At 33.6% G+C, this 9,099-nt stretch carries 10 protein-coding genes; 4 read left to right on the top strand and 6 right to left on the bottom strand.

Translation table 11 applies throughout. The annotated features are described in order from the left end of the window. Window positions 1-5 precede the first annotated feature (5 nt). From IKS50_RS05530 to glp, 3 genes are read right to left on the bottom strand one after another with little or no spacing between them, the layout of a single operon-like run. Window positions 6-257, bottom strand: a complete 252-nt coding sequence (locus IKS50_RS05530) for a hypothetical protein (protein ID WP_292846655.1) — start codon at window positions 255-257, stop codon at window positions 6-8. Window positions 258-265: 8 nt separating this feature from the next. Further along, on the bottom strand, window positions 266-727 hold the full coding sequence (locus IKS50_RS05535; protein ID WP_292846657.1) for a GyrI-like domain-containing protein: 462 nt from the start codon (window positions 725-727) through the stop codon (window positions 266-268). A 26-nt stretch (window positions 728-753) separates the two neighbouring features. Next, the gene (glp, locus tag IKS50_RS05540) at window positions 754-1,977 is read right to left on the bottom strand and encodes a gephyrin-like molybdotransferase Glp (protein ID WP_292846660.1); all 1,224 of its coding nucleotides are present in this window, start codon (window positions 1,975-1,977) and stop codon (window positions 754-756) included. Between the two features lie 109 nt (window positions 1,978-2,086). On the opposite strand from glp, the gene eif1A reads away from it, so the two are divergent. Together eif1A and IKS50_RS05550 are read left to right on the top strand one after the other, a co-directional pair. Next, the gene (eif1A, locus tag IKS50_RS05545) at window positions 2,087-2,392 is read left to right on the top strand and encodes a translation initiation factor eIF-1A (protein ID WP_116592325.1); all 306 of its coding nucleotides are present in this window, start codon (window positions 2,087-2,089) and stop codon (window positions 2,390-2,392) included. Between the two features lie 26 nt (window positions 2,393-2,418). Beyond that, on the top strand, window positions 2,419-3,192 hold the full coding sequence (locus tag IKS50_RS05550; protein ID WP_292846665.1) for a serine protein kinase RIO: 774 nt from the start codon (window positions 2,419-2,421) through the stop codon (window positions 3,190-3,192). Between the two features lie 33 nt (window positions 3,193-3,225). Here the strand turns inward: IKS50_RS05550 and IKS50_RS05555 are convergent, their stop codons facing one another. From IKS50_RS05555 to IKS50_RS05565, 3 genes are all read right to left on the bottom strand, one after another. Then, window positions 3,226-4,443: a chloride channel protein gene (locus tag IKS50_RS05555; RefSeq protein ID WP_292846668.1), complete on the bottom strand. Its 1,218-nt coding sequence runs from the start codon at window positions 4,441-4,443 to the stop codon at window positions 3,226-3,228. Between the two features lie 277 nt (window positions 4,444-4,720). Next, on the bottom strand, window positions 4,721-4,957 hold the full coding sequence (locus IKS50_RS05560; RefSeq protein ID WP_292846671.1) for a (4Fe-4S)-binding protein: 237 nt from the start codon (window positions 4,955-4,957) through the stop codon (window positions 4,721-4,723). Between the two features lie 37 nt (window positions 4,958-4,994). After that, complete coding sequence (locus IKS50_RS05565; protein ID WP_292846675.1) at window positions 4,995-6,374, bottom strand: MFS transporter; 1,380 nt, start codon at window positions 6,372-6,374, stop codon at window positions 4,995-4,997. Between the two features lie 158 nt (window positions 6,375-6,532). Here IKS50_RS05565 and IKS50_RS05570 point away from each other — a divergent pair, with 158 nt between their 5' ends. Together IKS50_RS05570 and top6B are read left to right on the top strand one after the other, a co-directional pair. Next, window positions 6,533-7,150 (top strand): KH domain-containing protein, encoded by a 618-nt coding sequence (locus IKS50_RS05570; RefSeq protein ID WP_292846678.1) that lies wholly within the window; start codon window positions 6,533-6,535, stop codon window positions 7,148-7,150. 358 nt (window positions 7,151-7,508) lie between these two features. Next, window positions 7,509-9,099: DNA topoisomerase VI subunit B (top6B, locus tag IKS50_RS05575; RefSeq protein WP_292846681.1), on the top strand; the 1,591-nt coding region annotated here is incomplete at its 3' end.

Consider the following 9,099-nt stretch of genomic DNA (forward strand, 5'->3'; position numbering starts at 1 on the left):
AAAAATTAAATTTTTTTCAATTTTTCTCTGTATCTTTCAATAGTGGTTGTGTCATTTTCTATTGTTAAATAATCTTCAGTAAACCTTTTATTCTCATCAAACAGTTTAACTCTATCACTCATTATTTTTTCCATATCCTCATCTAACTGCTTAAGACGTTTATTAAAAGAGTATTCTGATTGATTTATATTAATATTTGATTTACGGGAAAGTCTTTCAACTTCTTTTTCCAAATCATATTCTTCTTTTTCAGCCATGTTTCCACCTACATTTCAATAATCGGCAATTGAATTTCAGTTACATAATCTTCGGGATTATCACAATTATGGAAACCTTTAATTAAAACCTCTTTAGGTGATCCAATAATATCATAATGGTTAGCTTGAGCAATTTCGACCAGCTCAGCATAAGTATCCATGATAGTGTCATTTGGGCCAAAGTGTTTGCATGCTAAAACCTTATTTTCTATCATGTCAACAACACGAATCCTGTCAGTTTCATCAACATCTTTTTTGAGAGGGATGCTGACATCATAAACTACATCGCCTTCATTAACTTCATGTCTTGGTGAGAAATAAACAATGAATGGATCTCCATCAGTTTCAATTTCTTCAGTATATATCCATTCCATTAAAATGTTAAGGAAGATTTCTAAATCATCAATTGGAGTTTTACAGTTAATTACTGCCAATTTTTGTTCTGGAATTACTTTAACTTCATAATCCATAATTACACCTACTTAAAATTATAATTTTAATTAAATAAATAAACTTCGACATCTTCTCCTTCGTCAACAAGTTCCACTAATTTCGGGATTTTCACATAACCGTCCGCAGTTGATAGGGAAAATATTGCCCCTGAATCTTTAAATATCGGTTGGATATTTTCACCATCGACCTTAACCAGTTGATATTGCATTCTTCCGACTTGTGAGTGGATTCTTTTTGTGATTTTGCCCTTAACAACTTTCAGTTCAAAATCTTTTTCGATGCCGGCTAATTTTGTTAAAGGCTCTGCCACAAATGCATTGAATATCATTAATGCTGATACAGGATTGCCCGGCAAACCAATAACTATTTTGCCATCAATGACCCCGACTATTGTTGGTTTTCCCGGTTGAACTGATATTCCATGAATGTGAACTTCCCCCAATTCATCCAGAACATGTTTTAAAACATCCCCTAAACCGGCTGAGGTTCCACCAGAGCAAAACAAAACATCTACTTCTTTTAGGGAATTTATGATTTTTTCTTTAACCTCATCATAGTTGTCCCTCATTACTCCTAAAAATCTTGCATCAGCACCGCAGGAAATAGCATCGTTTTTAATCATTCCGCCATTAACATCATAGATTTTTCCATAATCTAACTCCTCACCTTGAAGTGTGATTTCATTTCCAGATGAAAGTATGCCGACACTTGGTTTTTTATAAACTTCAATTGTTTCAAAACCCTGGGAGAGCAATACACCAATTTTTCCAGGGTTTAAAAAATCCCCTTTTTTAAGAATTAATTTGCCTTCTTCAATATCTGACCCTTTTTTAGCAACATCCTGTGTAGGTGTGGCAGTTGTTAGCAAATTAACTTTATCATCAAATTTTTCAGCATATTCAACCATTACTACTGCATCCGCACCTTCAGGCATTGCAGCACCGGTACTTATTTCAATACACCTGCCTTGCTCAACTTTTTTATCTGTAGTGGCTCCCGCTTCTAAAAAGTCAATTACCTCCAAAGTGTTGGGAGACTCTTCAGATGCTCCAAAACTATCGCTTGAAAGTATTGCAAATCCATCTTTTAGTGCTTTATCGAATGGAGGAAAATCCATTCGAGAATATACATCTTCAAATAATATCCTACCATAAGCTTCGTCAACTGGAATTTCTTCACATTCAGATTTTAGATTTTCATCAAATAATTTCTGAATAATATCAATAGCTTCATCACATTCTTTAATTTTTAAAAATTCGGTTCCCATATTATCACAAAATATCAAAATCCAATAAATTAATATATAATATATTAATATAAATATAAATAATTTAATCTTATCGATGAAATTATAATATGATTTTGGAGGAGAGTATTTGTCTAAGCCTAATAACAATCAACAACAAGAATATAGAAGAGTAAGGACTCCTAAAAAAGGAGAGATTCCTGGTATAGTTGAACAAATTATGGGACATGGGAAATTAAAAGTCCGATGTGCTGACGGTAATATTAGAATGACTAGAATCCCTGGAAAAATGAAAAAACGTATTTGGATTCGTGAAGGAGACGTAATCCTTGTTAAACCATGGGATTTCCAATCTGATGAAAAAGCAGATGTAATCTGGAGATACACAAAAACCGAGTCTAACTGGCTTGAAAGAAAAGGCTACTTAAAAATGTAGTCTAATTACTTATTTTTTTGATTTTAATGGATCCAAAAGTTGCTAAAGCTGATGCCAAACATCAAAAAATTCATTCAGAAAAACGAAGAAAAGATAATTCTGAAAGAAAAACCGGAAATGAAATTTTTGATAAAATTACATTGGAAACACTATATAAATTAGCCAACCAAGGATATATTGATATTTTAAATGGAGCAATAAGCACAGGTAAGGAAGCAAATGTGCTTACAGGAATTACCGATGATGAAAAATTTGTTGCAGTTAAAATATATAGAATAGCAACTTCGGATTTTAAAAAAATGGATTATTATCTTAAAGGCGATCCAAGATTTAATGTTAAAACTAAAAATAAAAGAAAAATTATCTATTCTTGGGTTACAAAAGAGTTTAAAAATTTAACCCGCTTACATTCAGCCGGGGTTAATGTTCCTGAACCAATAACAAGTTCAAATAATGTCCTGCTAATTGAATTTATTGGTGATGCTGATGGAAACCCTGCACAACCAGTTAAAAACCAACCTCCGCAAAATCCGGAAGAATTTTGGAATAAACTATTGGTTCAGTTAAAAATGTTTGTTAATGACGCAAAACTTGTTCACGGAGACTTGTCTAATTACAATATCTTAAATTTAGATGAAGAGCCCGTGATTATTGATGTTTCACAATCAGTTGTATTGGACAATCCAATTTCAAAAGAATTACTTGAACGCGATATTAACACACTTGTTCGTGAATACACCAAACTTGGCGTTGAAACTAGTTTTGAAGAAGTTTGGGAATACGTAAACCCTAAGTTTTAGACATTACTGGCTTGAATTGGATGATGATGTTCGTTAATACTCGCAGGATGCATCTAAAAATTCAGGCGTTTTAAAAAGACATGGAACTACTGCAGACACCAACATCAATGGAATTAAATTCATAGGGAATATAATCATCAATAACAATACCACTGCGATAGGCTTCTTTAAAATGCCTGCCATGAAAGATGTTGTAACAACAGACATTGAAATTATAGGATCCATATTTAAAAGAATACTTAATGCATATCCCATTGCAGTGCCTGAAAATATCAATGGAAAGAAGTGTCCTCCTTTAAGACCGGTTTCAATACAGATATTCGTTAGGACAATTTTTAAGATACTTGTTAGAATTAAGACAATTATTCCTAACTGGGCGCCGACATCCAATAAAAGATATATCTGTTTTTCACCTGAAAACATTGTTAATGGAAGTAAAGTTCCAATTATGCCCATCATCAAGCCCCCAACAATCCCTTTTAAGATGAAATTGCCATCCAGACTTTCAAATACGATTTTAGACAATTTATGACTGGCAAAATAGACATATGAAAGCAGTATTCCAAAGACTATCAATATTATTATGCCCAAATAATTCAGATTAGATAAAGTGGCCGTACCAATCGAATGTAATCCTGCTTGGTTATGGGTTAAATGATTTAAAAAGACAAATATTCCAAAAGAACTTAAAATAGCCGCAAAATACAATATGTTTTTTGATGTTTTCGGCAATTTACTTTCTTCATTTTCGAGGGGTTCTACGAAACCGAACATTGGCGAAACAAATATTGTTCCCAAAGTTGCCGTAATACCAATGTGAGCCAATTCTTCAAGTTCCTCATTAAATATTTTTAATTTATCTCCCATCCAAGTGTATAATCCTGCGATAATGCCTGTCAAACCTGCCTCAGGCCCGACACTGGCCCCAAATATCAACGGCAATATCGAAGAAACGATGGAGGGGAAAATATTACTATATGAATACCTGTGCTCCTGTTTAACAGTCTTGATTACCTGATTCAATTCTTCAGGACTATCCCCATATTTAGTTTTCCACAAACCTATTAGAATCCCGCCCATTAAACATACAACAATCGTATAATATTTAAAGTTTATTAAACTAGGCAGATAATCCCATAAGAAATTAATTCCCAAGTTCATGCCCCTTATAAAGCACCAAATAATCAATCCTGCAATAACCCCAATTATTATAGTATATGCTGTCAAAAGCAGGTTATTTTTTAAATCCATCAGATATTCCTCAAAAATCTCAGTGATTAAAATTATCTTTATTTAAATTGCTTTAAAAAAATAACTATTTTCCACACAACCTCATCAATTGAAAATGTTGCTAGAGAAACTGTAATTAAAACATCTTTTTTACGGGAATATGTTAATCCTAAATTTTAGATATGGGCATTGGTTAATAACAAAAAGGAAATCTGTGAACTTGTATATTTACATCTTATCTGCTATTAAAACCTCACCGAAAGCTAGTGGCCATGGAAACCTAGATTTTACATTGCTCTCATTTGATTTCATATTTAAGGGCCCCTGATGGGCACTTGTCAATTATTTTACTTATTTCTTCTGCTGATGCGGCAGATACATCTACCCAAGGTCTCCTATTAACATCAAAAACCTGATTATTTCCCCTTATGCATTCTGCTGCATGCTCACACAAATCAGGTTTCCAAAAAACAATGATCTCATTATTCTCGTAAGCCTTATAACCTTTGCTTATCAACTCTTCTTTTTTTGACATACCATAGTCTCCTTTTATTTGATTTGAGTTTTCACATTCATATATTGAATGAATCCTTTGAGCGTATACCTATCAGTGAAGCGAAAATCGCCACTATACAAATCATTGTACATATTAAGCAAACTAATTGTGAAGATTGCATTATCATGCCGGCATATTTGGATGAAAGTTCCAAACTGCCCATTATCCATGCAAATACGAGTGTCAGAATACCCAAACTCATAGTTTGTCCTATTGTCCTCATGGCTGATTGGGCCGCTGAAGCGTTTGGAGTTTCGTTTGGAGGAACGGAACTCATAATTGCATTGGTATTAGGTGTTGTGAATAATCCCATACCCACACCCTGAAGTATCATGGCAACGACAATAAGATAAAGTGGAGTGTTTGCATCCAAAAATATCAATATTAAAAGCGCCATTGTTGTAATAGTCATTCCAAAAGCCGCTAGTTTTTGAGGATGTATTTTATCTGATAGTTTTCCGGAGTTTGGGGCCATTATTGCCATTATAATTGGTGTAACCATTAACATAATCCCTGAAATCTGAGCATCCCAACCCCTAACATACTGGAAGTGATAATTTAAGATTGTTGTAATCGAAGCTATTGCAAGATAACTGCATAATGCAGCAATATTAGATGATGTGAACTTCATATTTCTAAATAAATTCATATTAAATGCAGGACTTTCAATTCTAAGCTCGAAATAACCGAATAGGATTAATAAGACCAATCCAATTATAATAGATATGGCTCCAAAGCCATTCATTAGATTAGTAAATCCATAAATAAATAATACAATACCTATTCCATATAAAATATAACCAACCGTATCGATTTTACTGTCAGCATAGGTTATCCACTCGTCAGGTATTTTTAAAATCATAAGTATTACACAAAGTATCAAAAATGGAATGACAAAGTAAAACATTGCCCTCCATCCAAAGTTGTGCACTAAAAATCCGCTGAATACGGGCGATAGAGACCCGGCTAAATAAATCCCGGTTACAGTAAAACCTAATGCCTTTCCCCTGTTCTGCGGTTTGACTGCCTGTACAACCATTGCAATTGCAGATACGTTTGAAAATGCGATTCCGATACCTTGCAATACTCTAAATATTAAAAATGATTCTGTTGAAAATGACAGGCATGCGCCAATTGACGCTCCCAAGAATAGTGAAACCCCGAATATTAACGATTTTTTAACTCCGTATTTTCCTGAAAGCTGACCTGCAGGAAGTGTAAATACCGCAATTACAAGTGCAGTCAATGTTGTAATCCAATTCTGAATAACATTGTTCATTCCAAATTCTGAAGCGATAGCTGGAACTCCCAAAACTATGCCCACGGATAAAAATACTGCAAAAAATGATGTTATGAATGCTACAAACACTACGAATGATTCCGAATTTAATTTCATTTTATCTTCCCAGCCAATTTAATTCTTTTTTAAATAATATTATCAATTTCTTTTCAAATAAATATTTCCTTATAAAGAAATACCTATTTTAAGCAAAACATTTAAACATTCGAAATTAAATAATTATTATAAAGTATAATTAAGAAAAGGTGATATTTATGCCAGAAACAGATTATCTAAAAATACCTCAAAATAGAGTAGGGGCATTGATTGGAAGCAATGGTAATGTTAAAAAATCCATTGAAAAAATAACTGGAACCATCCTAGATATTGATAGTGACGAAGGCACAGTTTATATCACACCAAGCGATGACATGGAAGATCCATTAGGAGTATGGAACGCAAATCATATCGTTAAAGCAATAGCTCGTGGATTTAATCCGGAAGTAGCAATGAAACTTATTAGTGATGATGTTTATTTAGAAGTAATCAGTCTGCCGTTATATATCGGCAAATCCAAAAAGGCTCTTGCAAGACATAAAGGCAGAATCATTGGAAAAGATGGTAAGACTCGTGAAATAATCATGGAAATGGCGGAAGTTGACATGGCAGTTTATGGAAAAACTGTTTCATTAATTGGAGAAATGGACAACATTATGATTGCAAAGGAAGCTATTGAAATGATTTTGAACGGATCAAGACATAAATCAGTTTATGGATTTTTAGAACATAAGAAAGATTCCTTGAAAATGAAAGAATTCAAAGACCTTGTCGGAATTGAAGACGATAAAATCGAATTCAAAGATGGCATTGACTTTGATGAAAAAGATTACTAGGAGTTAAATTACTCCTAACCCTTTTTTTGTATTTTAATGAAAATTAGTAATTTAGAGAACTAACTCAATTTTTACATATCAAAGAAAAATTACAAGATAAAAGTAATAATTATGGCACTTTGCTATAAAAATTTTATTAATACTTGAAAACTTTTATATACTTTGACCAACTTATATAGATAGTGTAGTGCAAATACTATATTTTCTACATATTTTTAACTTATTATTTTACCACATATTTTGATAAGTTAGATAGGGTAGGATGAAAATATTACTTTTCAAATGCTCTCTCTCAATTTATTTAAATATAGAAATTATAATAATTTAAACATATGAAATTTACAAGGAGGAAAAAATTTTGGATCAACAACAATTAGGATTAGATTGGGAAGAAGACTTTCAAAGGTTAACCCCATCTGAGTTCTTTAGAAAAAACAAACAGATGTTGGGATTCACTGGTAAAATCCGTTCTTTAACTATTGTATTTCACGAATTGATTACAAACAGTTTTGATGCATGTGAAGAAGCTGGAATATTGCCGGATATCGACATCGAATTAAAACGTGTTGACAAGGAACATTATATTTTAAGGCATAAAGATAATGGGCCTGGAATTCCTGAAGACTATGTTATGCAAGTATATTGTATGATGTTTGCAGGATCAAAATTCAGAAACATCCAATCCAGAGGACAACAAGGTTTAGGTTGTAGTGGTTGTGTACTCTTATCCCAAATGACTACCGGTAAACCTGCACGCGTAATTTCATGCTACAAAGAAGGCGGTGAAATCAAGGGAGTTAAAATGAAATTCCAGATGGATGTTAAAAACAACCGCGGAATTTTAATGGAAAGGGAAGACTACCCTGCTGAAAGTACAGGAGTATGTATTGAATTACAATTTAAAGAAGTATCCTACTCCCTTGCAGAACAAGGTGCTTTTGAATACATCAGAAGAACCATGATTGGAAACCCACATGCAAAAATCACCTTCAGAGACCCGTCCGGACATAAATACATCTTTAAAAGAGCAGCTGATGTAGTGCCAGTACAACCAAAAGAAGTATTGCCTCACCCTAAAGGTGTAAGTGCTGACGATTTAATGACAATGGCACAAAATACCGACAGCAGAAGATACAAAAGTATGTTGACTTCTTCATTGTCAAGGATGTCTAATAAAAGGGTTGATGAAATCTCTCAGATTACTGGAATTGACATGAACAAGCGTCCTAAAGCTATGACCTTCCAAGAAGCAGAAGCAATTGTTCACTGCTTTAAGAAAATGAAATTCATGGCTCCGCCAACCGACGGACTTATACCAATCGGATCTGAACAAATCGAAAAAGGTATGAAACAAATCCTTCAACCTGAATTTGTAACAACCATTACAAGAAAGCCTGTTACCTATGCAGGAGGGGTTTCATTCATTATCGAAGCAGGTCTTGCTTATGGAGGAAATGCTGGAAGAGTTGTTAACGAACAGAGAAAATCAGAAATTATGAGATTTGCAAACAGAGTTCCATTAACATTTGATGCAGGAAGCTGTGCTATTACAGAAGCGCTAAAAAGTATCGATTGGAAACGTTATGGATTGAAAGACATGGACAACACTCCATTGACTTTATTTGTAAATATTATTTCAACTCAAGTACCATATCTTTCAACTGGTAAACAAAGTGTATCTCCAGAACCTGAAATCGTTCACGAAATCAGACAATCAACCATGAAATTAGCTCGTAAATTACAAAAACACATAAGAGCTAAAAGGGCGGCTAAAGAAAAAGAACAACGTTCTAAAGTATTCGAAGAATACGTTCCTGTAATTATCGAAGAAGCTGCAAAACTTGGTGAAACTGGAGTTCCTGAATACCAAGAAGTACTTGCAAAAGTTACTAAAAGAGCTCTTGCAGAGTTACTCGGTGAGAAAGTTGAAGAAGAAGAGGAAGAAGAAG

This window comes from Methanobrevibacter sp., from assembly GCF_017539065.1.
In the GTDB taxonomy this organism is placed as follows: Archaea; Methanobacteriota; Methanobacteria; order Methanobacteriales; family Methanobacteriaceae; genus Methanocatella.

What these genes read in the sequence shown, in the direction of transcription:
- IKS50_RS05535 (WP_292846657.1), bottom strand. Translation starts at nt 727, where the DNA reads ATGGATTATGAAGTTAAAGTAATTCCAGAACAAAAATTGGCAGTAATT.
- glp (WP_292846660.1), bottom strand. Translation starts at nt 1,977, where the DNA reads ATGGGAACCGAATTTTTAAAAATTAAAGAATGTGATGAAGCTATTGAT.
- IKS50_RS05570 (WP_292846678.1), top strand. Translation starts at nt 6,533, where the DNA reads ATGCCAGAAACAGATTATCTAAAAATACCTCAAAATAGAGTAGGGGCA.
- IKS50_RS05530 (WP_292846655.1), bottom strand. Translation starts at nt 257, where the DNA reads ATGGCTGAAAAAGAAGAATATGATTTGGAAAAAGAAGTTGAAAGACTT.
- IKS50_RS05555 (WP_292846668.1), bottom strand. Translation starts at nt 4,443, where the DNA reads ATGGATTTAAAAAATAACCTGCTTTTGACAGCATATACTATAATAATT.
- IKS50_RS05565 (WP_292846675.1), bottom strand. Translation starts at nt 6,374, where the DNA reads ATGAAATTAAATTCGGAATCATTCGTAGTGTTTGTAGCATTCATAACA.
- IKS50_RS05550 (WP_292846665.1), top strand. Translation starts at nt 2,419, where the DNA reads ATGGATCCAAAAGTTGCTAAAGCTGATGCCAAACATCAAAAAATTCAT.
- IKS50_RS05560 (WP_292846671.1), bottom strand. Translation starts at nt 4,957, where the DNA reads ATGTCAAAAAAAGAAGAGTTGATAAGCAAAGGTTATAAGGCTTACGAG.